Below are 26,547 nucleotides of genomic sequence, written 5' to 3' on the forward strand. Positions count from 1 at the left end.
GCGCGCCATGCTGTACGCCACGCCCGAGCCGGAGCTGGACGCCCGGACCCGGCTGCAACGGGCCATCGCGGGCTCCGAGCTGCCCTGCTACGTCTACAGCTACCCCTCCAAGCGCGCCTACCGGCCGGTGCAGCCGCCCCGCACCCTGGCCGAGGTGTGGGCCGGCGCCCGGGACAAGCTCAACCTCTACGTGCACGTGCCCTTCTGCGGGTACCGCTGCTCGTTCTGCACGCTGTTCCTCACCACCAGCCACTCCCCGCGGCTGGTGGAGGACTACGTGGCCGCGCTCCAGCGGCAGATCGCCATGTATGGCGCGCTGCTGGGCCACCTGGAGGTGGTGTCCCTGTACGTGGGCGGGGGCACGCCCACCACGCTTTCGCCGGAGCAGTTCTCCACCCTCTTCGAGTCCCTGCACCGGGCCTTCCCACGCTTCTCGCCCACGGCGGAGGTGGCGGTGGAGGGCTCGCCGGACACGATGACGCCGGAGCGGCTGGAGCGCCTCAAGGCCCTGGGCGTCAACCGCGTCAGCATGGGCCTGCAGACGCTGGACGAGGAGGAGCGCAAGCGCGCGGGGCGTCCCTATTCCACCCGGACGCTGTACGGGGCGGTGGAGGCCATCCAGCGCGTGGGCTTCGCCAACGTCAACTACGACCTCATCTACGGGCTGGAGGGCCAGCAGCGCGAGACCTGGCTGCACAGCCTGAGCACCACGGTGGGCTTCGGGCCCCGGACGGTGACGCTCTACCCGGTGGTGTTCCGCCCGCTGACGGTCATCGACAAGCGGCGCGGGCGGCTCGCGGACGGCTTCATGGACGACAGCTCCAAGTACGCCCTCTATGACGAGAGCGTGGCGTGGCTCGCCGAGCGGGGCTTCCGGCAGAACAGCTTCGTGCGCTTCTCCACGCTGGAGCACGACGGGCTCCAGCAGGAGGTGGCGGACTTCGCCGGGGTGCCGCTGCTGGGGCTGGGGGCGGGGGCGCGCAGCTATGCCGACACCGTCCACTACGGCACCGACTTCGCCGTGCGGCGGCCGGAGACGCTCGACATCATCCGCGGCTTCATCTCCCACCCGCACCGTCCGGACGAGCCGCTGGGCCTGGGCTTCGTGCTGGACGAGGACGAGCAGAAGCGGCGCTTCTGCATCCTCAACCTCTCGCTGGGGCGGCTGGAGCCGGCCGCCTACGCGCGGCGCTTCGGGGGCGCGGGCCTGGATGACTTCGCCGAGGAACTGGACGCGCTCGTCCTCGAGGGCTGCGTGACGGTGGACCGCGAGGGCACCTACGCGCTCACCCCGCTGGGCTTCAAGTTCAGCAACGTCATCGCCACGCTGTTCAAGTCCCCCGCCGTGGACGCGCTCGAGCGCGCCTTCCTTCCCACCTGAAGAGGGCCTCATGAAGACGACGACCCGGGAGTTCGAGCACCTGCCCTTCAACGCCTTCTGGGAGAAGGGCTACAAGGACGGCAACGTCTCCACCATGGGCGGGCCCAACCACGACATCGTCGAGCTGGCCGCGGCGTTGCCTCCGGGCACCCGGGTGCTGGACCTGGGCTGCGGCGAGGGGCGCAACGCCTTCTTCCTGGCGGGGCGCGGGTGCCAGGTGACGGCGGTGGACCGCTCGGCGGCGGGCATCGAGAAGCTGAGCGCGCTGGCGAAGCGCACCGGCGTCCCGCTGCGGGCGGTGGTGGCGGACATCGCCGAGCTGGAGCTGCGCGACACCTGGGACGTCATCATGGCCCACGGCGTCATCGACTACCTGGACAACAGGACGTGGCGGAGCCTGCTGGCGCGGCTCAAGGCGCACACCGCGCCGGGCGGCTACAACGCCTATACCTGCATGCTCTTCACCGACGAGTACCCCGCCGGTCCCGAGTTCCTCGCCGCCGGCTTCAAGCACTCGCTGGCCCAGGGCGAGCTGGCCGCCTTCTACGGCGACTGGGAGCAGGTGCGGCATGACCGGTACGTGAAGTGGGACCAGCATCCCGGAATCCCGCTGCACTGCCACCCGGTGGACAAGCTCGTGGCGCGCAAGCCGGGAGGCGGAGGCCCCGCGCCGCGGCGGGAGCCGGTGCCGGTGGGCGAGGTGGACCTGCCCAGGGCGCTGTTCGACAGCGTCGCCATGGGCACGCCGGCCGAGGAGGTGCTCGCCCGGTGCGGAGAGCCCGCGGTGGTGGACACCTTCACGATGGAGGGCGTGCAGCTCGGCGTGGGGCCCACCGATTCACTGACGGTGGATGGCTACCGGCTGAGCCTCTGGTACTACGGCCGCGCCGTGCTGTACGTCATCAATGGCCGGGTGTGGGGCCGTGCGCTTCATGACTCACTGCCGGTGCGGATGACCTTCGGGTAGCCAGGGACGGGACGCCGGTTCTCGTCAAAGAAAAATCGGCGCGGCGATTTCATGACAGAACCATGACGCAATCAGGGACTTCCCATGCCCCTTGTGCGCCGCCGAAGCCGTAGGGTGCCTCCTCGCATGCTGGAAGTCGCTCGGTCCATGTCCCTGAACGCGCGCATCCTGGCGGGCCGGATCCAGGCCCGGAGGGCCGCCGCGCCGCGCAACATCACCCACGCCAGACGCCCCCGGCGAACGACCCCTCCTGATGGAGCCAGGGTCCACGAGCGGCGGCAGGGGGCCTGGGCCACCCGGGACATGAGCGCGAAGGAACTCCGTCCCGCGACGCGGCCCTTGGGCCCGTTCGAGGTGTGCGCTTCCTACCTGGACATGCCGTCTCACAACCAGACTCCCGGCATGTGACATTCACTCCAGCCTTGGAGCTGTCACCGCGGGGGCTCTCAGGTCGCATCGTGCAGGTTCAGCCACCGGATGTACTCGGCGGCCTGCTGGAGCGTCTTCACCTCGGTCCAGTGCCGGTAGTAGTTCTCCTCGAAGCTCTGCGCCATGGACTCGGGCAGCGCCGCCAGGGGTGGGACGGCAATGGGCGCGTAGAGCTGGCGCAACCGCTCGAAGTCGAAGGGCTCCTTGTCGGACGTCTCCCGCGCCTGGCGGATGCGCTCCCGCTGCGCGGCATCATCCTCCTTCTCCTGCTGCCGGACGCGCTCCCACATCTCCGCCTCGAGCTGCTCTGGAGTCTTCCCCGGCATGTGTGTCCTCTCTCTCTCTACTGGAGCCGCTTGGAGTGCGCGTCCAGCGCATCCTTCAGCGTCTTGCCCCGGTACTCCAAGAGCCGCTTCTTCACCGCCTCCTTGTAGCCCGGGTCGGAGATGCTCGCGGTCATCCTCTGGATGAACGCATCGTCGATGACCTGCGCCCGGGCCTGGGCTTCGAGCGAGGCGGGGTTGCGGACGGCCTGCTCGAAGAGCTCCGCCTCCGCCTCTGTCTGGGGAGGCACCCACGTCCCGTTGCGCTTGGACGCCACGAGGACGGACTGCCCTTGCGCATTGGTGACGTACAGCTCGTAGTCGCTGACGCGCGGGTCGTTCTTCACGCCGCGGAAGCCGGGCGGCGGTTCCCCCTCGATGAGCACCTTCCGATTCTGACGGATTCCCAGGAAGCCCTGCGCCACCGGGTCGAACGGCACCAGCGGGTCCGCCGAGCCCGGATTGCGCATCAGCACGCGCACCGCGGACGTCTCCAGCGACACGTCGATGTCGATGAGCTTCAGCCTGCGCCGGCCAATGGCGTTGAGCAGCTCCGGAATCTCCTTGGGCCAGGAGAAGCGCCGGTCGTACACGAGCGCGCTGCCCTCCTGCGCCAGCACGGACTCCTCCACCTGGCCGGACAGCATGCTCCCCTCGCGGTGGGCCTGGGAGCTGGTGACGCCCCGCTCCAGTTCGACGATGCGGCCCTTGATGGTGTCCGGGTTGATGACGCCGCTCAGCTCGCCGCTCGGGTCCAGGGCCTTGGGACCGAGCGTGGGGTGCCGCTTCACGGTGGTCGTCTTGCCCGCCGCCGTGTTGCCGCGTAGCGCGTACACCACGTCCGGCTCGTTGAGGCGGGCGGAGAGGGCCTGCGCCTTCGCCAGCTCGCTCTGCACGAGCTGCTGCTGGACGACGCGCCGCTCGGGCAGCCAGTGCGCCGGGTCCGCAAGCCACCTCGACATCTGGTCGTACGAGAGGTCCTTGGGTATCTCGTACGTATACGCCTCGATGGTCTGCAGCTCCCCGCCGCTGCGGGTGAGGATTTCCTGGCGCAGCTCGTAGCTGACGGGCACCTTCCCGGCCTTCTCCGCCTGCTTCACCTTGTCCAGGATGGCGCGGGCATTCCCCCGCGTCACCGCCTCCGGCGTCACCTGTCGCAGCAGCGCCTCCACCCGCGTCTGCCGGCCCAGCGTCGCCAGCTCGGCCTGGAAGCCGGGCGTGCCCTCCTGTCCCGCGAGCCGGGACAGCTCCCCCACGTTGCCCCGCATCGCGGGCGGCAGCGCGTGGCCGTGCGCGTCCAGCAGGCGGAGCACCGCCTCGCGCGCATCCGGCGCCAGCGGCTCCAGGTCCTTCAGCAGCGCCTCCAGCTTCACCGCCGAGCCGTCGAAGACCCGCTCCAGCAGTCCCCACCCCAGCCCGCCCCGGGTGGACATGAAGTCCGTCAGCCTCGTCGAGCGGAGGATGCGCTCCAGCTCCCCGTTCGCCAACAGCCGCTCCAGGGCCTGTACTTCGAGCGCCCGCAGTGAGGCGATGAAGCCGCTGGCGCCCTTCTGCTTCAGCAGCGTGCGCACCAGCCCGTAGACGTCGCGCGTGCCCGCCGCGCCCAGCAGCCGCTCGAAGCCCTCCAGCACCGGGCCCCGCAGCTCGATGCCCGCCAGGTCGAAGAGCTCCTGGAAGAAGGCGACCTTGTACTCCTTCCTCACCGCGCCGGCCGCCCTGCCCGGGGCCGCCTTGAGGGCCTTGAGCGCGTCGGGGAGGGCGTCCACCAGCTCGCGGGCCTTGCCGCGCAGCGCCTCCGCCATCTCCTGGAGGACCTTCGGGTTGTCCAGCAGCTCGCGCAGCGCCGCTGCGATGCGCTCCATGGACAGGCGCAGCCACAGCGCGGCCTGCTCGGGGGTCAGCTCCTTCAGGAGGATTTTCAGCACCTCCAGCTTGTCCTGCGTGCCCCTGAGCAGCGGCTTGAGCCGCTCCAGCAGGGGCTTCGCCGCCGCGCCCAGCAGCGGCGCCACCAGCTCGAAGCCCAGGCCCACGGCGAACCCGAACCCGAGCTGCTGCACGTACTTGCGCGCGGAGCCCTGCCACCTGTTGCAGCGCACGAGGACGATGACGTCCTCCACGAACTGCTCCACCACGAAGGAGATGCCCACGCCCAGCGCGCGGGTCAGGATGCGCGCCGTCGCGCCCGCGAGCAGCAGGCGCACGCCCCCTGCCGTTATCAGCTTGCCCAGCGCGAGGCCGCCCATCGAGCCGAAGCGGAAGCCCACCGCGTCCAGCCAGCCCTTGAAGGCGTTGAGCAGGAAGCCGCCGAGCGTGAACTCCTCCTGGCCCGTGGCCACCTTGTAGAGGTAGATGGCCTCGCGCGCGGCGACGGCCAGCAGCACCGGCAGCCGCCCTCCCGCCACCCGCACCATGACACCCACCACGCCCGCCTGCGCGGCGAAGAAGCCGCCTATCAGGAGCAGCTCGATGGTGGCCAGCGTCTCTACGCCCCGCCGCATGTTGGCAATCTCGTAGGCGGCCAGGTACCCGGCGAACTTCTCCACGTCGTCGACCTGGTCCTCGGAGACGTCCTCCCATGGGCCGTCGCCCATCCTCCGGACCCGCCTGTAGCGCACGCGGATGCTGGAGGGGTCATGCGGGTCCGCCAGCTCCAGGGCCACGAGCCGGTAGCTGATGCTCACCTCCACCTTCTCGAAGTCCTTCTCTCCCAGGGGCGGGACGAGCGCCTCCGCGGCCTCCTGCACGGCCTGCGCGATGAGCTCTTCCTGGGTGCGCTGCTTCCCCTCGCAGAGCAGCTCGCCCATCAGCTCACCGGCGCGCTTCCTCGCCGGGCCGGCCAGCCGCTCCATCGTCTTCTCCGTGGGACGGAGCGCGTCGAACTTCTCCTGGAAGATGTAGACGTGGTCCGCGAGGACCGCGCCCGCGCCCGCGCGCACGCGCCGCTTCTGCTCGTGCCAGGGGCGAAGCTCCTGCGCTTCCACGTCGTAGGTGTGGCGGCGCAGGCCCTGGGTGGCGCGGGAGTAGGCCTCCACCACCCCCAGGCGCTTGACCCGCGGCGCGTAGCGCGTCTTCTCCAGCAGGCGCACCACGGGGCGCAGATAGAAGCCGACGTTGGGCGCCTCGTCGCGCAGCAGCTGGAGGAACTGCTCCAGCACGCCCAGCCGCTCCAGCTCCAGGAGCAGCAGGTCCAGCAGCGCCCACCTGTCCGTGTCCGGCCACGTCGCGATGAGCCAGTGACGGAGGCGGTCCCTCCGGTCGTACTTCCCCAGGCGGAGGTACCCGGCGAGCTCGGCCGCGTTCCTCTGGGCCCACGGGTGCCACGAGACGATTTCCAGCCGCTCGCGGACGAGGCCGAAGCGGGGCGTCACGCTGACGCCGCGCCAGCCCGGCTTCCATTGGCGGCCCTGCGGCGGCAGGCCCCGCACCGCGCGCGTCTCCGGGTTGCTGAGCGGCTCGAGCAGCGCCCGCGCGGCGGGGGTGAGCGGCGCGAGCGACTCGTCGCTGAGCAGCAGCGTTCGGCCCAGCACGGCGATACCGGAGACCGCCCGCCTCCGTCCTTCGAAGAGGGCGGCCAGGCTGCGCTCCTGGACGGGCTGCTCCACGGTGAAGGGCTCGAGGGACAGCGGCACCGGCTCGTCACCGTACGCCTTTCGCACGTCCGCCCACGGGGCGCTGAACAGCGCCTCGAAGGTGAGGGTGTCCACCAGCGCGTCGAGCTCTCGCAGCGGCAGCGTCCTGTCCAGCACCGGCTCGCCACGGACGAGGGTGGTCAGGTCGAAGCCGGGCAGCGCCATGAAGACGAAGAGCACCCGGCCGCCGGGCTTGATGTACACCGCCGCCTTGGCGCCCTCGGTGCGGCCCTCCAGGTACTTCTCGCGATACTTCTCGAGGCTGGGGAGGGCGCCCCGGACGACACCGTCCAGGTCCATGCCCGCGAGCATCCCCAGCAGCCGGTCCGACCAGACGAAGGGGGCATAGAGCGCCTGCTTCCGGGTCACCTTCGACAGCACGGAGAAGCGCTGGCGTACCTCTCGGCCCAGCGTCTTTGACACGAACTCCTGGTTGACCTGGACCAGCCAGGCCACGGCGCGCCTGCGCTCGTCGAGCATGTGGGCGTACAGCTCGAGCGGGTTGATCAGCTCGCCTTCGTACATCACCTCATCGCGGAACTTGAAGAAGTCGCGTGGCGTGAGGTGGAAGTACACGTCCTTGACGACGAACCAGGGGCGCACCGCCGCCGGGCGCCTGGGCGCGGGGGGCGTGGGCCGGTGCTTCGCCACCTGGGCCTCCACCGCCCGGCGGATGCGCGCCTCCATGTCCGCGCGCACCAGCGGCGTCACGTCGCCCAGCCCGGGCCCGCTCCAGAGCAGCCGCGGAGGATGGAAGACGGGCGGCCCCGCGTGCCCATGCTTCGCCAGCGCGCCCGCGGCCCGGGCCAGCACCTTCTCCACGGACTCGGAGACGAGCCGCTCGAGCAGCTCCGCATCCGCGCTCAGCGCGTCCGCGTCCACGCGGAGGCGGATGGGCACGTTGACGTCGGTCTTCATCCGCAAGCCACCCCGCGCGACGAGCCCAGCGATAACTACTCATCAATTCATGCAAATGATTGACATTGAAAGTGGTTTGATATTCCTTTCACGCCGCCCGTGAAACGTGGCCCGGGAGCATGTGTTGGGTGCTTCACGCGGGGGGATGCGGTGGACTACGTCGACTACACGCTCGTCCGGCTGGCGGCTGATGGCAGCCGGGCCGCGCTTTTCGACCAGGTCTCCCTCGAGCACGTGCTCTTCGCCGCCTACGACTCGGAGGCGATGACGCTCTCCGGGCCCTACAGCCCCGTCTTCGAGCAGTTCTTCATCGGCCTGTCGGTTCCCCGCCGCTCCCTCGTCGAGGGGGCCTGGGGCCCTTCCACCCAGACGGAGCGGCACGAGGCCCGCTTCACGCTCCACGCGCCGGGCGCGGACGGTGTGCGGGTGGACGCGTTCTGGCGCGGCGCCATCATCGCCCGCGCTTCGGGGGAGACGGCCACCGTCGACCACGTCGTCAGCCGCTGGCCCGACCTGGAGAGCATCGACGCGGAGATTGCCGCGGCGCTCGGGGCGCTGCCGGAGGACCCGGCCGTCCTGGAGGCGGAGCGGCGCGCGCGGCTGCTCGCCCGGCTGCGCGCCGGTGTCCGCCAGCCCGAGGCGCTCTCCGAGGCGTGGCTGGAGGGCTGGCTCGCGCGCGCGGGCGCCGCCTCCGTGGGCGGGCTGCTGCGGCGCATGCGGGGACAGGCGGCGGCGGGCACCTTCCAGCTGGGACTCTCCGCGCCCGGCGCCGGGACACCTTCTGCCCGGCCCCTTCCCCTGGCCGCCGCGCTGCTCATCCGGAGCGCGCCCCTGTCCGTGGCGCAACTGGTGGCCGACAGCAAGCTCGTCCGCGAGCACCTGGAGCAGCTCGGGATGGAGCGGCCCCGGAGTCCCCAGTCGGAGGCGCGTCACGCGCTGGTCGTCATCTGGGTGGTGCCGGAAACCACCTTCGACGACGCCGGGTGGCCCGGCGGAGAGGACGCCGGCCTGGACGCCGCCATCCGGCGCCAGCGCCGCCGCGCCACCGCGGGCCTGTGGCTGGCGCGCGAGGGAATCGGGCTGGTCGCCACGCCAGCCAGCAGCTAACGCGAGAGGAAGGACGCATGCCCCCAGTTGCCGCAGCCTACCCATTCATCGACGTGGTCATCGACACGTCGGCGCTCCAGCCCGTGGCCCAGCGCGCACCGGGGGTCATCGCCGTGGTGGGCGTGGCCGCCACCGGCAGCGCGGCGGTCAACGCCCCCAGGCCGGTGGACTCGCTGGCGGATGCCACCGCCCTGTTCGGCGTGGGCACCCCCCTGGCGAAGTCCCTGGCGCTGGCGCTCCTGCAGGACCCCAAGCCGTCGAAGGTCTACGGCGTCAAGGTGGGCGGCACCGGCACCGACGGGGACTTCGGCGCGGCGCTGGACAGCCTCAACGCGGCGGACGACGTGAACTTCGTGTCGCTCGCGGGTGTCACCGCCATCACCACGCTCGGGCTCTTGAAGACGCATGTGGAGAGCAACTCGGCGGCGGGACAGAAGCGGCTCGGCGTGGCCATGGCGGACCCCTCCACCGCGCGCACGCCCACCTACGTGGCGGACGTGACGACGCCTCTCGAGCCGCTGCGCTCCAGCACCAGCCGCATGGTGGTGGTGGCCGCCCGTGGCGTGGTGGCGGACGGCGGGGGCACGGCCGACGTGGCCACCGCCGCCATGGCGGCCATGGCGGGCTACCCGCCCTCCACCTCCATCCTGCTCAAGCGCGTGCGCGGCATCTCCATCCCCCTGGAGTCGCAGTTCAGCGCCGCCGAAATCAAGGGCCTGTCCGAGAAGGAGGTCGTCCCCATCCTCCAGCCCGCGCTCATCGTGGGTGGGGGCTTCCACTTCGGCGAGGGCCGCGCCTTCACGAGTGACGCCTCCCAGCTCTACGTCGACCTGGTGCGCACGCTGGACGACATCGACTTCCGGCTGAAGGCGGGGCTGGTGGGACTGGTGGGCGACGCGCGCATCACCCGCGCCGGGCTCACGCTCATCAAGTCCACGGTGGAGGGCATCCTCGGGCCGCTGAAGCGGGGGGCCGTCATCGACGACTTCAGCGTCTCCATCCCCGTGCTGGACGTGTTCGCCATCCCGGAGAGCGCGCGGACGCCGGCGGACAACACCCTCGTCACCACGGCACGCGCCAACCGGAGCGTGGACATGGTGGTGAGCGTCACCTACGGGCCGGCCGTGCACCGGCTGCGCGTGACGCTGCAGCCCAAGTTCTGAGTCACCCCCGGGATTGAGAAGAGAGGAACGAGCCCATGGAAAAGCCCGTGGATTGGAGGACGCGCCTGGCCGTCACCTACGTGGACGAGGACGGCAAGCGCGTGGACATCACCCCGATTGACTCCTTCACCCCGACGTTCAGCCTCAACGCGGAGGTACACCACTCCATCGAGCGCACCCACGTGGGGGCCATCTTCACGCCGAGCGCGATTACGTTCACCATCAACGTGAAGGCGATTGGAGACGTGGCGGCGCAGCTCACCTCGCTGGCCATGTCGGGCAAGCGCTGCGACATCACCCTGCACGAGCACACGGGGACGGACTGGTCCTTCAAGCGGGTGGTGCTGCGCGAGTGCCTCATCACCAGCGCCGCGCCGTCCAACGCCACCGTCTCCGGGGCGCCCGTTGCCACGTTCTCCGGCTTCAGCCTCCAGGCGAGCATGGAGCCGAAGCAGGGCTCCTCGGTGGAAGTCCCCTAGCGGAGCGGACGCATGGCTCCGGACCCCGGGAAGGCCGCCGAGGTGTCGCCCCCCGCCGTGTCCGCGGGGGAGCAGCCTCCGCTCGTCCAGCGGGGGGCGGATGGAGTGCACTACCACTTCCCGGTGGAAATCACCGTCGTGCGGAAGGAGGGCGCGGTGGACGTCAATGCCGTCGCGGACCAGGTGATGGAGAAGCTGGCCCGGCAGCTGGAGCAGCTCGAGCGCGAGCGGGCACGGGGAGGGGGCAGATGAGCGGCCAGAGCTTCATCGGCGCGGGTGTACCCCCCTCCGCCATCCTCTCCGACGGGCTCGTCACCCTTCCGCTGTACGCGGTGAGCACCGTCACCCTGAGCCAGTCCTACCACCTGCCCCCGCTGGCCTCCTCGGGGCTGCGCACCGCGGTGGGCACCCACGACGACACCCTCTCGCTGTCCGGCCTGCTGGTGGGTCCGGAGCGCTTCCGCCAGAAGTTCGAGCTGGAGCTGCTGGCCGAGTCGAGCCGGCGCGGCTCGGTGGTGGAAGGCCTCACGGGCGGCGCCGCCGGGGGCCTGGTCCTCATCACCAGCATGACTGTGCGCACCGACCTCCAGGTCCAGTCGCTCAGCTTCACCTCGTCCGCGGCGCGGCGGGACGTCCTCGACGTGTCGATGACGCTCGTCCACATGCCCCGGCCCGGCATCACCGGCCGGCTGCTGGAGGTCGCCAGCCTCGGCGTGCGCGCGCTCGCCGACTTCGGAGGGCGCTGAGGCATGCCGCTGCCACTCCCCATTCCCGTCAACCGCTACCTCGTGCCCGGCACGCCCCCGCGCCTGCCCGCGGACATGACGCGCGTGCGCGTGCCGCTCGTGCGCGGGCTGCCGCAGCCGCTTCCCCTGGACGGCGAGCTCGAGCTCGTCCTGTACGCCCCGCTGGGCCAGGCCGTCCTCATCCGGGAGGCGGACCCCACGGCGCTCGTGGGCGGCAGCGAGCCCGAGGACACACGCCACACCCCGGTGCCCGCCGCCACCCGTCTCGCCACCGCCGCCACGCAGGCCCTGGCGCGTGCTCCGGCCCGGCTGGTGGTGCGCATGGCGGGCACCATCGCCGGCGTCCTGCCGCTGGCGGCCGGGCTGTGGCGCGCGGTTCCTGACGGCGGGGGCGCGCCGGGGGCCCGGCTGGAGGTCGTCGTGCTGGGCTGGGCGCTCCACGTGGGGACGCTGCGCGGCGCGGGGGACTTCGGCTCCTTCGTCGAGCTGGCGTGGCGGCGCGCGGACGCGGGCGCCGCGCGCTTCGTCCTGCCGAGGCTGCAGTCGCGTGTGGCGGCCCGCTTCCAGGGCATCATCCAGTCCGAGCTGGGCGTGGAAGCGCCCGAGGAGCCCGGGCCATGACTTCCTCCCTCCAGGAGGCCGTCGGCAACGAGGCCGGCTGGGAGCTGCGGCTGTTCACCGAGGGCGTGGGCGCGAAGGAGCTGTCGCTCAGCTCGCGGGACTACCACGCGGAGGTGGAGGCCACGCTCCCGGGCGGGCTGGAGGGCGGCTCCTACTCCATGGCCATCGAGGGCATCTCCCCCGCGCACTACGAGCAGGTGAGCGCGATGATGCGTGGAGGCCAGCCCGTCTACGCGGACCTCTCCCTGTCCTGGCGCGACACCGGCTCGCCGCTGGGCATGCTCTCCAGCCTGGCGGGACTGACGGGCTCGCCGGGCGTGGGCTCCTCCGTCCCGGGGACGGACGCCCAGCGTCCGGTCGCCGTGCTGCGCGTCACGCGCTTCAGCCGGCGCATGGGCGCCCGGCGCTACGAGGCGGTGCTGGAGGGGCACGAGCGCGTCTACGACGCGCTGCTGGCCCGGCTCCCCGTGCTGGAGAAGGGCACGGACAGCCTGGACGCCGCGGCGAAGGTGGCGAAGGCGCTGCACAAGGCGGAGAAGGTCAGAATCCATGCGCTGCCGGCGGTGAGGGCGGCGGCCGGGGCCCCACCACAGTGGCACTCCCCGGAGGGCACGGGAGTGTCGGCGCTGCTCCAGCTCGCGGCGCGGCTGGAGGAGGAGTCCGGCCGCTACGGGCGCGGCATGCTGCTCATCCGCGAGGGGACGCTGCACATCGGCCCGGGGCGTCCCATTCCCCTGGAGGGCGGCCCGGCCCCGGTGCTCGACTTCTCCAGCGGGCTCATCCAGGCCGAGGTGAGCGGCACGCGCTCCACGGACCCGCAGGGTGCTCCGCCAGGCGGGCTCCGCGCGCCGCCGCCCACGCGCGCCACCTATCAGCTCCTGCTCAAGGGCCGGCCCGACCTCAAGCCCGGGGACGTGGTGCAGGTGTCGCTGCCCGCCGAGGACGCGGCGGAGCCGGCGGGCCTCGGCGCGCTCGGCGCGGTGGTGGACGTTGCCCGGGCGGCGGGCGTGGGGGCCCCGGCGGCCGCACCACCGGTCTCCATCTACGTCACCGGCGTCCAGCACCGCCTGTCCCGCACGGCGGGCTTCACCACCACCGTGGCCGGTGTGGACCGCATCGCCCCGGGCAGGGAGTGGGACACGCCGACGCCGGTGCGCAGCCCCGTGCCCCATGGCGGGGACCCGCGCGCGTCCCCGGACGGGCGGGTGATGAGCGCCCTGCGCGAGGTGGTGCGGGGGGGCGCGCGGGAGCCGCTGGGCGTGGGCGAGGTGCGCGCGTCCCACGTGGAGGGCCGCGCCGAGCCGCCCGCGCAGACGGTGTCCGTGTGGAAGGGCCTGGCGCCGGGAGACGGCCTTCCCCGGCAGGCACGCCGGCTGCCGGTGGACCGGGAGGAGCGGCCCCTGCTGGCGGGTGTGCCCTACCTCACGCCCTTCGCCTGGGGGCGCTGCGGGCTGGTGCTGCCGCGCTACCCGGGCACGCGCGTGGTGCTGGGGCACCACCTGGGCCGGGAGGACGACCCCGTGGACCTGGGCGCGGTGTGGGAGTCGGGACACGCCCCGGACTCGCGGCCGGGCGACTGGTGGCTCATCCTCCCCGCCGACGTGCCCCCCTCGCGGCGCCAGACGCTGCCGGCCGGGCAGCAGCCGGCGGAGCCTTCGGGGCTGGCCACCAACGACCTCATCGACGCGGACGGCAACCGCGTCATCGAGGTGGGCCGGCTCACGGTGCGCATCGGCGAGACGCTGCTCAAGGGCCCGGGCACGCGGCCGGAGTCCGCCGGGGACTCCGTCACCATCCAGCACGCGGAGGGTTCGCGCATCGTCATCAAGCAGAACGGCGACATCGTCATCCACAGCGAGGGCGCGCTCAGCCTGGCCGCGAAGACGACCCTCACCCTGGAGGCGGACGACGTGAAGGTGAAGGTGAAGAACGCCATGGACGTGGGGGACCGGACATGAGCGGCGTGCTGACGAAGGGCAGCAGGGTGGCGTGCAGCCACACCGGTGGCGTGCAGACGGGGCCGGGCGGCGCGAAGCTGACGGTGAAGAGACAGGCCGTGCTGCGGGCCGCGGACGTGGCGGGCAGGGGCGTCGACTCGGCGGCATGCACCAACCCCGTCACCCAGACCACCCGGAAGTGCACCACGGTGCTGGCCGTGACGGCGGGCCCGGCCACCCGCCTCACCGTGGGCAACGTCCCCGTCCTGCTGGACACGGCGGCGGGCACCACCGACGGGCCCGGCACGCTGGCGGTGGACGCGCAGCAGACGAAGCTGAAGGCGAAGTAGCGAGGAGGGACGCATGGCTCCGCGGGACGAACGAGAGCAGCTGCGCACCCGGCTGCTGGGCCGCGCGCCCCGGTGCGCGGCCGTGGCCGACCTGGCCCGGGACCTGGTGCTGGAGCGGGGGGCGGGTGGGAAGGTGGACCTGGCCATGGTGGAGGGCATGGACGCGCTCGGCCAGTCCCTGACGCTGGCCGTCACCACGCCCCTGGGGGGCGACGTGTTCAACACCGACTTCGGCTTCGACGGGCTCAACGCACTGAGCGACGAGACGACACCCATGCTGGTGCGGGAGCGGGTGCGCGTGGGGCTCGTCTCGCTGTTGCGCAAGGAGGCGCGGGTGAGCCGCGTGGTGGACGTGAAGCTGGTGGACCAGCGGCTGGAGCCCCCCGGCACGGGCGCCGCCCGCAGGCTGGAGGTCCGGGTGGTCTTCGAGACGGTGACGGGCGACAGGCTGGCCATGAGCACCGGGCCGGGCGGCGCGAGGACGGCGAATGGCTGACGAGACCTTCAAGGTGGACACCGCCGACGTGCTCGCCGTGGACGCGGCCGTGGCGCGCTCCACCGGAGCGGCCGGTTATGGCGTCACCGACACGGGCTTCGTCCCCAAGCCCTTCGCCCGCCTGCTGGCGGAGAAGCTGGCGCTGGCGCGCTCCCTGTTCGGCAACGACCTGGACCTGGGCTCGGGCTCGGCCATCCGCAAGCTGCTGGAGGTGTCCGCGCTGGAGGACGCGCGGACGTGGGCGGCGATGGCCTCCCTCTACGACAACCAGTTCGTGGCCACCGCGCGCGGCGAGGCGCTGTCGCGGCTGGGCGAGGAGCTGGGGCTGCCCCGGCCGTACCTGGAAGCGCGCGGCACGGTGAGGCTGACGGCGAACCTGCCCGCGAGCTTCGACTTCCTCACCCTGCCCCAGGGCGCGCGCCTGCTCACCTCGGGCTTCCACCACGTGGCGCTGGAGGAGTCCGTGCTGCTGTCGCGCAGCAGCCCGGTGCGCGAGGTGCCGGTGGTGGCCTTCTACCCCGGGCCCGAGCACAACCTGAACCCCGCGGTGGAGACGCAGAAGATACGCTTCTGGAACACGCTGGACGCCAAGCTGTCCTGGACGCCGGGAGACCTGCTGTCCATCGCCCGGGTCCAGGTGCCCAACGTGGCGCCGGAGGCGATTGTCGCCATCGAGCACACCGCGCCCCTGACGGGCGGGGAGCAGCAGTGGCCGGACGTGCGCTACCGCGAGCTGCTGCTGCAGGCGCCGCGCTCGCTGTGGACGGTGGAGTCCATCCGCGTGGCGCTGTCGATGCTGCCCGGCGTGCGCCAGGTGCAGGTGCGGGACAGGGTGGGCGGACTGGACGTCAACCTGCCCATCTTCGGGAGCTTCAACTTCCTGGAGCGGCTCTTCGGCAGCGAGCGGGACCTGGCGTCGCCGTACTACTTCGACGTGGTGGTGGCCACCACGGACGCCGCCATCTGGGACGGCCCGGACGGGCTGGGGGCGGCGCTGGCCTCCGCCATGGAGGACCTGCGGCCCATTGGCATCGGCGCGCGCCTCCAGCAGGCGGACCGGGTCTTCGTCGGGCTGTCCGGGAGGCTGGTGGTGAAGGGGCTGCCGCTGCCGCGCACGGGCCAGCTGGACGCCGTCAATACGTCCGCGGCGGCGGTGGCGCTCAAGCAGCGGCTGATGCAGCGGGTGCGCCGCTACGTGGACGCGCTGGGCTTCGGCGAGCCGGTGCGCGCCTCCGAGGTGGTGTGGGCGATGATGAGCGAGCCGGGCGTGGCGGACGTGCAGAACCTGCAGCTCCTGCGCTTCCCGCCCGGGTACGGCGACAACAGCGTCTCGCAGCCGCCGGCCCTGGTGGACTTCTTCCAGGCGCCCGTCGGGCAGAACGTCCTCGTGCGCGCCAACCAGATTGCCTCCTTCGTGGACAGCGACCTGATGCTGCGAATCGTGTGAGGACTCCATGCCCGAGCTCGACCTGGACCTGCTGAGGAGTGCCTCGCACCAGAGCATGGCCGCCCACCTGACCGGCCCGTTCTCCGACGGGACGCGGGAGCGGCCGCTCCCGCTGGACGCCAGCGGGCGGGCGGTGGTGGAGGCGGGCTCGCGGCAGCCGCTGCTGCTGGTGGCGCCGGCGATGGACGTGGGGGCCTCGGGCTTCCAGGTGACGGTGAAGGTGTCCGTCGGGACGACGGTGCGGGAGCAGGTGACGCTGCGCTTCGAGCCCTGGTCCGAGGCGGGGGCCTTCCTGCCCGCCTTCCACCCGGACCCGCTGCTGGCCGAGTCGGCGGCGATGCCGGCCCTGGCGGTGGAGGTGGTGAAGGGGGCGAGCGCGCCCGCGGACGTGCCGGTGGCGCAGCTGGTGCAGGCGCGGCTGGTGGAGGGGGTGATGGGGCGGATGCTGTATGCGCTGGGCGCGGAGAAGCAGCGGCTGCGCCGGCAGGCGCGCGAGCTGTTCGCCATGCGGCAGCTGGAGCATGCCACCCGCGGCGCGCTGGACCGGCTGGGCCTGGAGCTGGGCGTGCCGCGCTTCGAGGACCGGCTCGGCTGGGACGCGGCGAAGACGCAGCCGACCAGCGTGACGGAGCGCGAGAGCGACGCCAGCTACCGCCGCCGGCTCGCGCTCTACCGGCCCTTCCTCATGGCGACCCCGCGGCAGGTGGTCCTGCGCCTCAACGGCCCGGGGGAGAGCGATGCCAACACCGGGCCGCTCGCCGCGCTGGGCGTCAGCAAACGCTTCACGCTCTACGAGGCCAACACCGAGTTCGCGGTGGGCCTGCGGCTGATGGGGCCCGAGAACCAGAGGACGAACTTCTTCGACCACCTGCGGAAGGTGCACCTGCTGGCGCCCGCCTCGGCGACGCCGGCGAACCGGCTGATGCCGCTGCTGGAGCGGGCGCGGCAGGACGCCATGCTGTCGCGGCTGCGCACGAACTACACCTTCCCGGCGGGGGCCTTCATTGCCCCGGGGCTGGCCCAGGCGCTGGACCTGGTGGGGCGCTGCCGGGTGGCGCTGGGGGTGACGCGGCGCTGGGGGGTGCTGCGGGCGCAGGCCGACACCGGAGGCAGCCGGTACGAGCTGGGGCTGGGCGTGGAGGTGGAGGTGCCGCCGGCGGACGAGCTGACGCTGATGAGGAACACCCTGCTGGCGGGCACCTTCGCCGCGGGGACGGACGTCCAGGTCGTCCGGCTGCTCCAGTCCCTCACGCCCGGGACGGCGGCGGAGGACCCCGCGGGCCGGTGGCTGCTGGCGGGCTGCGGGCTGCGGACGGTGCACCGCACGCCTGGCCCCCGGTACTACCTGTCCCACGTGCCCATCCATGGCCTGGTGGTGAGCGACGAGTCAGGCCCCGCGGGCTCCCTGGGCGTGCGCCTGCACGCGCCCGAGGACACCGGGCTGGACGCCGTCCTCCACTTCGCGCTGAGCGACGTGGAGGCGGACGCGGGAGGCGCGGCGAACGTCGGCACGCGGCAGTCCGCGGCGGCGGCGCCCGCCCTCTGGGACGCGGCCGCCACCCTGGAGCCGCCCGCCGCCGCGCTCACGGCCTTCACCTCCGCGGGGCTGCGCCCTCCCCGGACGCGCGCCGAGGTGCAGCGCGCGGTGGCGGGCCTCGAGACCCTCCCCCCGGAGTTGCTGGTGACACTCTCCCTGGAGGCGGCGTTCGCCACCGGGCTGCTGGCGAACACCTCGGCGGCGGTGGCGCGGCTCACGGCGCTGGTGGACTCCATGAAGCGGCGCGAGGTGGTGTCGGTGCTGCCGCTCGTCTCCGTCTCGGGCGGCGTGCCGTCGGGCGTGCTGCTGGTGGTGGGCGTCATCCCCCTGCCGGCGCGCGCCGTCCTGCTCAACCCCCGGCGCGAGGACTTCCACTGGTACGTGCTGTCCCTGGCGGGCACGCCCGGCACGCTGGAGCAGGAGGCCGGCTCGCGCAGCCGCTACGTCGCGCCCACGCCCGATACCGGGCTGGACGCGGTGGTGACGGTGACGCTCGTGCGGCGCAACCGGGCGGACCCCCGCAGGCGCGTGCGCCCCTTCGAGACGAGGGTGGTGATGAACCCGGGCGCACGCCTGGACATCTCCCAGTACGAGTACCTGATGAACCTGCTGGAGCGCCTCACGCCGCTCGGCGTGGTGATGGACACCGGCACCCTGCGCGAGGAGCAGGTGGACCCCGGCGGCCAGGGGCAGGCCGTGCCGATGACCGGGCTGCTCGCACGCAGCTTCCGCGCCTTCCAGCAGCGCCGCCATCCGGGTGAGCGCGACACCCATACCGTCAAGTAGCGAGGACCGCCATGGCCTTCAACTACAGCTTCGAGTTCGTCAAGGAGGACCCCACCCTGAGCAGCAACTTCCAGCGCTCGTTCGACCACGAGGACTGGGTGGATGGCCGGGACGTGGTGCAGGCGCAGGCCACCTCGGGGGAGATGGGCTTCAACGAGCGGCTGCACCGCATTGAAACCGACCTGGATGCGCTCAACGGCAACGTGGTCCGCGCCTTCGAGGCCATCGCCAAGATGCGCCGCGAGCTGTTCCAGCTCCTGGCGGACATCAAGACCGAGCTCAACAAGCCCCCGGCGAAGACGAGCAAGGAGACGAAGGACGCGAAGGACGTCAAGGACACGAAGGACGCGAAGGACGTCAAGGACACGAAGGACGTGAAGGACACCAAGGACACGAAGGACACCAAGGACGCGAAGGACAGCAAGGACGGCAAGGACGTCAAGGACACGAAAGATTCCAAGGACACGAAGGACACCAAGGACGGCAAGGACAGCAAGGACGACAAGGACACCATCGAGAAGGTGCTGGGCGCGGCGGAGAAGCAGATTGACCAGCTCTCGGAAGTCCGGGCGGTGGACCCGCGCTCGGACTCGATGCTGTCCTTCCTCTTCGGGGCGCCCGGGGACGCGCCGGCGGTGACGGTGTCCGTCCAGGGCCGGGCCTTCATCCGCGCCGAGGAGCGGCCCGAGGTGGGCGAGCGTGTCCTGCGCGAGGCGGTGGTGGAGCGCCCGGTGGACTGGCCCGAGGAGAAGGTGGGCGAGAAGGGCGCGGAGCAGCAGCCCGGGGAGAAGGAGGTGCGCTGATGCTGGTGGTCCTGGCACATCCCCGCGACGAGCAGGCGCGAGGGCTGGTGGTGCGGTGGGCCTCCGAGGGCGCGAGGCTGCTGTCGCTCCTGGACCTGTCCACGCCGGGCTGGCAGCACCGCGTGGGCGGCACCGGGCCGGAGCTCGCGGTGGTAGGAGGCGAGCAGGTGGAGGTGTCCACCTTCCGGGGCGTGGTGACGCGCCTGCCCGGGTACCTCGACTCGGACCTGACGCACATCGCCCCGGAGGACCGGAGCTACGTGGCGTCGGAGCTGAACGCCTTCCTCGCGTCCTGGCTGAGCCGGCTGCCGTGCCCGGTGCTCAACCGGCCCACGGCCTCGTCGCTGATGGGGCCGAGCCTGGGCCTGGAGCGGTGGCTGTCGCTGGCGGCCCGCTGCGGCCTGCCGCTGGCGGCGGCGCGGCGGGACCTCGGGGATGGCTCCCCCCGGCGCGTGGCGTCCGTCACGGTGGTGGGCCGGCGCTGGCTGGGCGAGGTGGACGCGGCCGTGGGCGAGCAGGCGGTGCGGCTGGCGATGGCGGCCGGGGTGGAGCTGCTCACCGCCCGCTTCGAGGGGCCGGCCTTCGTGTCGGCGGAGCTGTCGATTGACGTGGGGGCGCCGGCGGTGGCGGAGGTGTTGCTGGAGCGTTTCGGGAGCGAGGCGCGCGCATGATTCTGCTGTGGGGACTGCCAGGGGACGCGCCCTTCGACGCGGTGCGCTCGGCGCTGGAGTGGCGCAAGGCGCCCTACATGCTGCTGGACCAGCGGCGGGTGCTCCAGCAGCGGCTGGAGCTGGAGGTGGGGCCCGTGCTGGGAGGCACGGTGTGGAGCGGGGCGCAGCGCGTGATTCTGGGCGAGGTGGACGCCGTCTACACCCGTGTGTACGACTCGCGCAGGCTGCCCGGCGTGGAGGACGTGGGCGCGGTGGTGCAGGCGCGCATCCGCGAGGTGGAGACGGCGCTCTGGTCCTGGGTGGAGGAGGCGCCGGGACGCATCGTCAACCGGCCGGCCGCCATGGCGTCCAACGGCTCCAAGCCCTTCCAGGCGGCGCTCATCGCCCGGCAGGGCTTCCGCGTGCCGGAGACGCTCCTCACCACGGACCCGCTCGCGGCGCTCGAGTTCTGGGAGCGGCACGGGGCCGTCGTCTACAAGTCGGTGAGCGGGGTGCGTAGCAGGGTGGCCCGGCTGGGGCCGGAGCACCGCGAGCGGCTCCAGGACGTGGCGTGGTGCCCCACCCAGTTCCAGGCGTACGTGCCGGGCCAGGACGTGCGCGTGCACGTGGTGGGCGAGGAGGTGTTCCCCTGCGAGGTGACTTCGGACGCGGTGGACTACCGGTACGCGCGCCAGCAGGGCGGCAGCGTGGAGCTGCGGGCGGGGCTGCTCCCCCTGGACGTGGCGGAGCGCTGCCGCGCCCTGGCCCGCGCGCTGGGACTCCACCTGGCGGGGCTGGACCTGCGGCGCACTCCGCGAGGGGAGTGGTTCTGCTTCGAGGTGAACCCCTCCCCGTGCTTCACCTACTACGAGCACCACACCGGCCACCCCATCGCCGCCACGCTGGCGGCCTTCCTGGCGGGCGCTCAGAAGTAGAGCTGCCACACGCCATGCACCTGGACGCCATGGCCTTGCAGGGTGATGCGCTCGTCCCCGGGGAAGACCTGGTCCACCTCGCCCACCTGGTGGAGCAGGTGGCCGGAGTGCATGGCGATGGCGCCCACGGTGTACGGGTGCCGCAGGCGGGGCAGCAGCACCGTCACGTCCTTCGGCTGCATGCGCGTGTTCATGCGCTCGTAGAACTGGCGGTAGCGCTCGAAGGTGAACTCCCAGAGGTTGAGCCCGCCGCCGCGGCGGGGCAGGCGCAGGGTCAGGGTGAAGGAGAGGGGCCGCTCGAAGTCCATGCCCGGCCCGGGCGTGGGGAAGGCGCGCAGGTACTGGAGGTCGAAGTGCACCGAGGCCTCCGGCGTGGTGAAGAGGGCCGGCGTCAGCCAGATGTGGAAGCCGGGGTGGCCCAGCCCCGGCGCGAGGACGGCGGGGGCGCGAAGCTGACGGGAGAGGAACCCGGTGAGCCGCTCGTAGAGCCAGCCGAAGTGCTCGCGCAGCAGCGGGTTGTTGCGCTCGGCGACGCCGCGGTACTCGGCCGGGTCGTCCAGGTAGATGGCGGCGCCCAGAGTGAAGAACGAGGTGTCCCGGGGGGTGTTGCCTCGCGGAATCCAGTGCGCGCGCAGCTCCTTGATGCGGGCATCCAGCCGGGCGCACTCATCCGGGGTGAGCATCTCGAGCGAGGTAATCATTTCACGGGGGAGCGTACATGGGCGTGCTGAGCCCGGACCAACTGGACAGCTTCATCGAGCGGGGCTTCTGTGTCCTGGAGGGCGCTTTCACCTCCTCACAGGCGGCGGCGGCGCGCGAGCGCGTGTGGGAGCGCATGGAGGCGAAGCGCGGCATCCGCCGGGAGGACCCGGCGACGTGGCCGCCGGCCTATGACATCGAGGAGCACCTGGATGCGCCCGAGGTGCTGGCCACCTTCACGGACCGGCTGGCGGCGGCGGTGGAGGAGCTGCTGGGCCCCGGGCGCTGGCGGGGCGACCGCCGCTGGGGCTTCTGGCCGGTGAACTTCCACTTCGGGGCGCACGAGCCCTACCGCATCCCCGACTTCAGCTGGCACGTGGACGGCAACTGGTTCCGGCACACGCTGGACTGCCCGAGGCAGGGGCTGCTCGTCATCGGCCTGTTCTCCGACATCGCCCCGAGGCACGGCGGCACCATCATCTCCCAGGGCTCGCACCGGCGGACGGCGCGGGTGCTGGCGCGGCACCCCGAGGGGCTCACCCACCTGGAGCTGTTCGAGCGCGTGCTCGCCGAGCCCATTGGCGACTTCCTGGAGCTGACCGGCGCGGCGGGTGACGTGGTGCTGGGCCACCCCTTCCTGTTCCACACGCGCGGTTACAAGCATGGCGGGCCGCCGCGCTTCATCAGCAACACGGAGGCGGGGCTGAAGGAGCCGCTGGTGCTGGAGCGCGAGAATCCCGCGGACTACTCGGTGCTGGAGCGCTCCATCCGCGTGGCCCTCCAGGCGCCCCTGCCCGTGCCGGGCGGGGCCCAATTGTGCCGGTTCTGAGCGGAAGGTGGAGTGTCGCCAACACATCCAGCTCACCGACACGAAGACACGCGGGGGCAGCGGCGCCAACCGGGCCACCGCGCCATGGGCGCTCGCATCTGCGACTGAGCCAGCCGGGGCCGTCCCTGTCTGCCCCGCCATGGCCCGTGGTCGCCCGGCGGTCAGTCCCAGGCCAGCGGGGCCTGACACTCGCCGCACTGCCGCTGGACGAGGTCCAGCCACTCCAGCGCCTCGTCGAGCACGTGCTGCGTGGTGCCGGAGTGGATGTCGACCGCCGCGTACAGTCCACCGAAGCGGCTGGCCACACCGAGCCGGCCCTCACCACCGAGCACCTCCGCCAGCGCGAGGGACACCCGGCCCTCCACATCCACCAGGGCGCCCGGAGGCGCTGGCTCACTGGCACGGCCCTGGGGCACCACCGCCATCACCTCGGCCTCCTCCGCGCGCAGGCCCGGGGCGCGCTCCTGGAGCGCCCGGTGCAGCGCCTGGCACACGCCGCAACCGGGGTGCAGCAGGGCCACCAGCATGTCGCGCCGCTGCCAGGCATCCAGCGTGCCGCGCGGGTGGCCGTCCGCCGCCTCGAGCCGGAACAGGGGAACCTCACCTCGCTCGTGCATCCTCCACCTCCTCTCCCATGACAACACACGCGCGAGGCCACCCAGAGGGGCAGGGCGGGCTCTCGGCGTGGGGTTGGCTTTCCTGCCCGCCGGAGCCTTCCTTCCTCTGGAGGGAGTTGGCCCGAAAACGGATGCCCCGGCCCGCGGTCTCTCCCTTCACATGCGGGGCGCACGCGGCATGTTGACTGGTTGGAGGCGCGAGCGGATGGGCACCCGGCCCGATTGATTCGGGCATATCCGGGACCACAGGATTCCCTCCACTCGGGGAGGGGCATGCGAATGATGCGGCGCCGCACCATGCGTTCCGTATGCTCCCTGGCGGTCTGGGGGGTGCTGTTCGCCACGGCGGGCGCGGGCGCGGAGCCATATGAGCTGCTCGCCGTCTACGCGCCTGTCAACGGGACAGCGCGCGATATCGAGCTGTCCCTGGCAAGAGACACCCTGTTTCCAGATGGCGCGGAAGGCTATCGCCTGCAGCGCATCATCGCGCGCTTCAAGGCCGACGCCCTCGCCGCGACCACGCTCTCCGCCTTCAGGAAGTTCGAGTTCCGCGTCAGCGTGAACGAGCAGCCCCGGGAGCCCGTGACGGTTGAGGCCAGGGAGCTGGAGCCCCAGCCTGACCGGGACGTCCCCCTCCTTGACTGGACAGGCGATGGGCAACACGAAGCGCGGAGCTTCCTGAAGGTCGAGGTGCGGTCCATCTACACGCCGGAATTTCTCTGCCTCCAGGAATGGGAGTTGCTCGACCGTGAGGGCGAGGAGGCGCCGAAGGAAGCGCTGGAGGCGTTGAGGTCAGCGCACCTCGCGTCCGACGGCGGAGTGGATGCGTCGGCCGATGGAGGGGAGGAATCGTCGCCTGATGGCGGGACGGGGGCGTCCAGGAAGAAGTTCCTCCGGGCCGACGGCCGAAGACCCTTGATTCTCTACTCGTTCTGCAAGGGCTTCAGCGGAGAGACTCCCAATGACAGTCAGCCCTGGGATGCGCTGGCCCCCGAAGCGGGAGCCGCTTCCGACCGTTTGTCGGTGTTTCGCTTCGAGGACCGTTCCGCTGAAGCGAAGGAGAAGGGGCCCCGGTGGCAGCACAAGAAGGCCCTCGTCGATCGGCTCGCTGCCCGGCTCAACCAGTTCCCCTCGCATTTCGGGCAGGCCACGGTGGACACCAGCGCGGAGGAATACGAGAGGGCCCTCCTCTACGTCAGGGACGACTATCGGTTCTCCATCCTCAAGGCCGGCGGAGCCGTGACGCTGCAGGAAGAGTCAGGGGGACAGGTCCGGTTCCTGGCGGATCAGCTCGACCAGGAGTCTCAGGTGCTGCTCGCGGTCGAGCACAACCTCTGCATCAACCTCCCCACGGAGGGACTGCTCAAGCCCCCCTGGTTCTTCGTGCTGGAGGTGGTGGACAAGGACGCGGCCGGCGCGACGAAGCGGCTCGACGTCCAGCTCGGCTTCCGCCACGGGTGCACCCGGGTGCTGGCCGTCCAGTGGAAGGACTTCCTCGACCAGCAGGTGACGTTCCGTATCGTCTTCCGGCACCCCGGGGCGGAAGAACTGGTCATCTACCGGCACACGTTTCACATCTACAACTTCGGGCTCATCACCATCCTACCGGTCGCGTCGGAGGTCCTCTCGGCGGTCACCAAGGCCTCCGCGAAGGACATCGAGTCCTCGTCGGTCATCCCCGTGTCCTTGGCCCTGTCCGTGGGAGGGGAGCGGAGCAACTCCTTCGCCGTGACGTTTCCCTTCATCCTGGGGGTCAACACCCGCTCCGCGCCGCAGCTCGCCGAATACATCGCCCTGGCCCCCTCGGTTTCGCTCATCGCGGGAGACTCGGACAAGGCGCCGCACGTCGCGGTCGGCATCGGGTTGAACCTCGCCCGTGCCTTCCATTTCGGCTACGCGTGGGCGCCCGATGCCAGCAGCGACTATGTCCTCATCGGGGTCTCCATCCCCGAACTGATGCCGCTGCTCAGCGGCATTGTTGGAGGGGGCAGCGGCGTGGTGCCCTGACGTCGCCCCCGGGGCGCGGCTTGGGGCCAGCCGAGCGTCGCATTCGCCGCCACCGCACGGTGTGTGCCTGGGCGCCCTGTTCCGCCCGCCTGCCTGGACAGGCGGGCTGCGTCCCTAGCTTGGACCATGCGGGACGCTCCTTCCGCGGCCCGCGGAGGAGAGCACCATGACCCTGGAAACCCCGCGCGAGCATGCCCAGGCAGGCGGAGGACTTCCGCTCGGGCTGACGCCCGACCGGATTGAGCAACTGAGGGCCCTCCTGCGTGGCGGGTTGGTCCGTCCCGAGGACGCCGACTACGAGGAGAGCTGCCGCGTCTACAACGCCATGATTCAAAAGCACCCCGCGCTCATCGCCCGGTGCTCGGACGTGGCGGATGTCATCGCCGCGGTCGGCTTCGCCCGCGAGCAGGGGCTTACCCTGGCCATCCGTGGCGGTGGGCACAACGGCGGCGGGCTGGGCATCTGCGAGGGGGGGCTCGTCGCCGACCTGTCGCGCATGCGGGGCGTCCGGGTGGACCCCAGCGCGCGCACGGTGCGGGTCGCGGGGGGCTGCGTCTGGGGGGACGTGGACCACGCCACCCACGCGTTCGGGCTCGCCGTCCCCTCGGGCATCATCTCCACCACGGGCGTGGGCGGACTCACCCTGGGCGGCGGCCTGGGCCACCTCACGCGCCGCTACGGCCTCACCATCGACAGCCTGCTGGCCGTGGACATGGTGCTCGCGGACGGGCGCTTCGTCACCGCGAGCGCCGAGCAGCACCCGGACCTCTTCTGGGCGGTGCGCGGCGGCGGCGGCAACTTCGGCGTCGTCACGTCCTTCCTCTTCCGGGCCCACCCGGTAGGCACCATCCTCGGCGGTCCCACCCTCTGGCCCCTGGAGCGCGCCAAGAAGGTGATGCAGTGGTACCGCGAGTTCATCCCCGCCGCGCCGGAGGAGCTCAACGGCTTCTTCGCCTTCATGACCGTGCCGCCCGTGGCGCCCTTCCCCGAGCACATGCACCTGAAGAAGATGTGCGCGGTGGTGTGGTGCTACACCGGGGACCCGGCGCACGCGGACGAGCTGTTCGAGCCGGTGCGGGCGCTCGCCCCGGCGCTGCACGGCGTGCACGCCATGCCCTTCCCCGTCCTGCAGAGCGTCTTCGATGCGCTCTACCCGCCGGGTCTGCAGTGGTACTGGCGCGCGGACTTCGTGAAGGAGCTGGGAGACGCGGCCATCGCCCGGCACGTGGAGTTCGCCGAGCGGCTGCCGACGATGCACTCCTCCATGCACCTCTATCCCATCGACGGGGCGGCGCACCGGGTGGGGCCCCATGACACCGCCTTCAGCTTCCGGGATGCGCAATGGGCCGAGGTCATCGTCGGCGTGGACCCCTCGCCGGACAAGGCGCAGGTCATCTCCAATTGGACGAAGGATTACTGGGACGCGCTGCATCCCTACTCGGCGGGCGGCGCCTACGTGAACTTCATGATGGACGAGGGCCAGGAGCGGGTGCAGGCGACGTACCGGGACAACTACGCCCGCCTGGTGGAGGTGAAGAACCGCTACGACCCGGACAACCTCTTCCGCGTGAACCAGAACATCCGCCCCACGGCCGAGGGCGCGGCGCTGCACTGATTCATGACGCAGCAGGGAATCGCCCAAGGCAAGGCGCTGCCCGGCGGTGCCTGGGCCATGGCGGTCCATCGAAAAA

The 26,547-nt window shown here is 71.7% G+C and carries 23 protein-coding genes; 19 read left to right on the plus strand and 4 right to left on the minus strand.

Annotated features, from left to right (window positions below):
• Positions 1-7 precede the first annotated feature (7 nt).
• Together K8638_RS40975 and K8638_RS40980 are read left to right on the plus strand one after the other, a co-directional pair.
• Positions 8-1,381, plus strand: coding sequence for an STM4012 family radical SAM protein (locus K8638_RS40975; protein ID WP_223760211.1), 1,374 nt, complete (start codon positions 8-10; stop codon positions 1,379-1,381).
• Positions 1,382-1,391: 10 nt separating this feature from the next.
• Positions 1,392-2,348 carry a methyltransferase domain-containing protein gene (locus tag K8638_RS40980; protein ID WP_223760212.1) on the plus strand — a complete coding sequence of 319 codons (957 nt, stop codon included), beginning with the start codon at positions 1,392-1,394 and terminating at the stop codon, positions 2,346-2,348.
• A gap of 446 nt (positions 2,349-2,794) precedes the next feature.
• Here the strand turns inward: K8638_RS40980 and K8638_RS40985 are convergent, their stop codons facing one another.
• Complete coding sequence (locus K8638_RS40985) at positions 2,795-3,103, minus strand: hypothetical protein (protein WP_223760213.1); 309 nt, start codon at positions 3,101-3,103, stop codon at positions 2,795-2,797.
• A 17-nt stretch (positions 3,104-3,120) separates the two neighbouring features.
• On the minus strand, positions 3,121-7,647 hold the full coding sequence (gene xopAJ, locus K8638_RS40990; RefSeq protein WP_223760214.1) for a XopAJ/AvrRxo1 family type III secretion system effector zeta toxin: 4,527 nt from the start codon (positions 7,645-7,647) through the stop codon (positions 3,121-3,123).
• Positions 7,648-7,797: 150 nt separating this feature from the next.
• Between xopAJ and K8638_RS40995 the strand changes: the two genes are divergently transcribed.
• Genes K8638_RS40995 through K8638_RS41060 form a run of 14 tightly spaced genes read left to right on the plus strand, consistent with a single transcriptional unit; the run spans position 7,798 to position 20,704 of the window.
• On the plus strand, positions 7,798-8,754 hold the full coding sequence (locus tag K8638_RS40995; RefSeq protein ID WP_223760215.1) for a hypothetical protein: 957 nt from the start codon (positions 7,798-7,800) through the stop codon (positions 8,752-8,754).
• Positions 8,755-8,771: 17 nt separating this feature from the next.
• Positions 8,772-9,917 (plus strand): hypothetical protein, encoded by a 1,146-nt coding sequence (locus K8638_RS41000; protein WP_223760216.1) that lies wholly within the window; start codon positions 8,772-8,774, stop codon positions 9,915-9,917.
• Positions 9,918-9,952: 35 nt separating this feature from the next.
• Positions 9,953-10,396, plus strand: a complete 444-nt coding sequence (locus K8638_RS41005) for a hypothetical protein (RefSeq protein ID WP_223760217.1) — start codon at positions 9,953-9,955, stop codon at positions 10,394-10,396.
• A gap of 12 nt (positions 10,397-10,408) precedes the next feature.
• A complete protein-coding gene (locus K8638_RS41010) occupies positions 10,409-10,648 on the plus strand; it encodes a hypothetical protein (protein WP_223760218.1) in 240 nt (79 codons plus the stop codon).
• Entirely contained in the window at positions 10,645-11,142 is a 498-nt protein-coding gene (locus K8638_RS41015) for a hypothetical protein (protein ID WP_223760219.1), read from the plus strand. The genes K8638_RS41010 and K8638_RS41015 overlap by 4 nt, the downstream gene beginning before the upstream one ends.
• Before the next feature lie 3 nt (positions 11,143-11,145).
• Entirely contained in the window at positions 11,146-11,763 is a 618-nt protein-coding gene (locus K8638_RS41020; RefSeq protein WP_223760220.1) for a hypothetical protein, read from the plus strand.
• Positions 11,760-13,721, plus strand: coding sequence for a hypothetical protein (locus K8638_RS41025; protein ID WP_223760221.1), 1,962 nt, complete (start codon positions 11,760-11,762; stop codon positions 13,719-13,721). Before K8638_RS41020 ends, K8638_RS41025 begins: the two co-directional genes overlap by 4 nt.
• A complete protein-coding gene (locus tag K8638_RS41030; RefSeq protein ID WP_223760222.1) occupies positions 13,718-14,050 on the plus strand; it encodes a hypothetical protein in 333 nt (110 codons plus the stop codon). The genes K8638_RS41025 and K8638_RS41030 overlap by 4 nt, the downstream gene beginning before the upstream one ends.
• A gap of 13 nt (positions 14,051-14,063) precedes the next feature.
• Positions 14,064-14,546 carry a hypothetical protein gene (locus tag K8638_RS41035; protein WP_223760223.1) on the plus strand — a complete coding sequence of 161 codons (483 nt, stop codon included), beginning with the start codon at positions 14,064-14,066 and terminating at the stop codon, positions 14,544-14,546.
• Complete coding sequence (locus tag K8638_RS41040; RefSeq protein WP_223760224.1) at positions 14,539-15,993, plus strand: baseplate J/gp47 family protein; 1,455 nt, start codon at positions 14,539-14,541, stop codon at positions 15,991-15,993. Before K8638_RS41035 ends, K8638_RS41040 begins: the two co-directional genes overlap by 8 nt.
• A gap of 7 nt (positions 15,994-16,000) precedes the next feature.
• On the plus strand, positions 16,001-18,316 hold the full coding sequence (locus K8638_RS41045) for a hypothetical protein (RefSeq protein WP_223760225.1): 2,316 nt from the start codon (positions 16,001-16,003) through the stop codon (positions 18,314-18,316).
• Positions 18,317-18,327: 11 nt separating this feature from the next.
• On the plus strand, positions 18,328-19,119 hold the full coding sequence (locus tag K8638_RS41050) for a hypothetical protein (RefSeq protein WP_223760226.1): 792 nt from the start codon (positions 18,328-18,330) through the stop codon (positions 19,117-19,119).
• A complete protein-coding gene (locus tag K8638_RS41055; protein ID WP_223760227.1) occupies positions 19,119-19,790 on the plus strand; it encodes a hypothetical protein in 672 nt (223 codons plus the stop codon). Before K8638_RS41050 ends, K8638_RS41055 begins: the two co-directional genes overlap by 1 nt.
• Positions 19,787-20,704, plus strand: a complete 918-nt coding sequence (locus K8638_RS41060) for a RimK family alpha-L-glutamate ligase (RefSeq protein WP_223760228.1) — start codon at positions 19,787-19,789, stop codon at positions 20,702-20,704. The genes K8638_RS41055 and K8638_RS41060 overlap by 4 nt, the downstream gene beginning before the upstream one ends.
• Here K8638_RS41060 and K8638_RS41065 read toward each other — a convergent pair.
• Positions 20,695-21,405 (minus strand): hypothetical protein, encoded by a 711-nt coding sequence (locus tag K8638_RS41065; protein ID WP_223760229.1) that lies wholly within the window; start codon positions 21,403-21,405, stop codon positions 20,695-20,697. The two genes, K8638_RS41060 and K8638_RS41065, sit on opposite strands and share 10 nt — an antisense overlap.
• Before the next feature lie 17 nt (positions 21,406-21,422).
• Between K8638_RS41065 and K8638_RS41070 the strand changes: the two genes are divergently transcribed.
• Positions 21,423-22,232: a phytanoyl-CoA dioxygenase family protein gene (locus K8638_RS41070; protein WP_223760230.1), complete on the plus strand. Its 810-nt coding sequence runs from the start codon at positions 21,423-21,425 to the stop codon at positions 22,230-22,232.
• A gap of 161 nt (positions 22,233-22,393) precedes the next feature.
• Here K8638_RS41070 and K8638_RS41075 read toward each other — a convergent pair whose 3' ends face one another.
• Entirely contained in the window at positions 22,394-22,849 is a 456-nt protein-coding gene (locus tag K8638_RS41075) for a hypothetical protein (protein WP_223760231.1), read from the minus strand.
• A gap of 297 nt (positions 22,850-23,146) precedes the next feature.
• On the opposite strand from K8638_RS41075, the gene K8638_RS41080 reads away from it, so the two are divergent.
• Together K8638_RS41080 and K8638_RS41085 are read left to right on the plus strand one after the other, a co-directional pair.
• A complete protein-coding gene (locus K8638_RS41080; protein WP_223760232.1) occupies positions 23,147-24,856 on the plus strand; it encodes a hypothetical protein in 1,710 nt (569 codons plus the stop codon).
• Positions 24,857-25,022: 166 nt separating this feature from the next.
• Positions 25,023-26,471: an FAD-binding oxidoreductase gene (locus tag K8638_RS41085; protein WP_223760233.1), complete on the plus strand. Its 1,449-nt coding sequence runs from the start codon at positions 25,023-25,025 to the stop codon at positions 26,469-26,471.
• Positions 26,472-26,547 lie beyond the last annotated feature (76 nt).

Origin of the sequence: Myxococcus sp. RHSTA-1-4, assembly GCF_020037125.1 — a bacterium.
GTDB lineage: Bacteria > Myxococcota > Myxococcia > Myxococcales > Myxococcaceae > Myxococcus.